This is a genomic window from Vibrio sp. 2134-1 (assembly GCF_033339495.1).
This window is the reverse complement of record NZ_JAWOUS010000086.1, coordinates 1-1,327: the sequence shown is the minus strand read 5'-3', so window position 1 is coordinate 1,327 and position 1,327 is coordinate 1. Positions and strand designations below refer to the sequence as shown.

General features: G+C 49.7%; 1 pseudogene. It reads right to left on the bottom strand.

Annotation, left to right across the window (positions count from 1 at the left end):
* Positions 1-1,327: pseudogene (locus R7R78_RS24025) on the bottom strand (Tn3-like element ISShfr9 family transposase); the annotation flags it as partial.

Genomic DNA, 1,327 nt, shown 5'->3' with positions numbered 1-1,327 from the left:
CAAACAGATCATTGATGACACTACTGAACTGCGCGTATCGCGGTGCAAAACTGTAACCGCATAGATCCAGTAAGGCGAAGTTAACATGATTGACACCGTGTGTATCTGTCGAGAGTACGTCAGGTTTGATTTCACTGCTGTTGGATTGTAACAGGTCATAAATATAGTGTGATTCGTGCTCGTTGGAACCGATGATCCGAGCATTGAGGGCGCTGTGGTTGGCCACCAGTGTCATGGCCGTGATCCCTTTGTTGGTGCCGAAATACTTAGAGGAGTACCGGGTTTTAAAGGTTTCCAGATGGGTTTCGAATTTCTGACCATCCGCACTGGCGTGCAGCTGGTCCTCCTGAATATGGTAGTGGCGGAAGATGGGTAGCGCTGCAACCGCATTATTGATCACGTCGCTGGCGTCATGCAGCGTTTCAGGCCGGATATAGTTGGCCTGCACCGTACTCAGGTGTTCATAGCTTCGATCGGAGATCTGCGCCATGCCATACACACCACGGTGAGTGGCGTTGGCAATCAGAATGGCCAGTAAATCATCCTGATGAGTGAACCCTTGTTTTTGTATCGGAAGTACATGAGTCAGACATTTCATGAACCCGGTTTCGCGCTCTACATACCGCAGTACATCCGCGATACCGACCGGTTGCATTCGCTTAAAAAAGGGATTGTTGACCAGAGATGTAGCGCTTTTGGTCGGCAGACGCCAGCGGGTACCGGTACGATTTTTCATGATCACATTTCGATTGTCTCCCTCATCAATATGGAGAGCAACGTCTTTGAGTGCACTTTCCAGCCGGTGTTGTTTCTCCTGTAACAATAACTCTGCGGGCTGTTTTAGTCTGTCCAGTGTTGATGAGGCCAGCAAGGTATCCTGCGATGTCTGGGGGATCAGGTCGTCTTCCAGTGCGCGGTATTTGGTAACATTTGGCAAATAAATGCGTCCATTCAGTCGTGAGGTTAACTGCCGGTAGAGCAGCCATTCGTAACGTTGCGGGTTAACGTTATCCTGTTTAACCAACCATGGGAGGTGCTTTTTCGGGATGAGCGACGTATCCATCGTCTTCAGTGGTCCACCGAATGCGATTTCCGTCTGCATCTGTTGAAGTTGGGCGACGACGGCTTCTGAGCCTTTACCGGCCTCACATTCAAGGCACAAGAACACCTGCCTTAACAGTTGCTCCAGGAGATTGCATTGTTCATCGTAATGTTGCCACTGGTACTCTTCCACGGTCCGTTTCTGTTTTTTCAGGTAAAGGCAGAGGGTCTGGATATCCCTGTCATTCATGACCTTCAATGCCTGTTGTCTGACTACTGAGAAGGG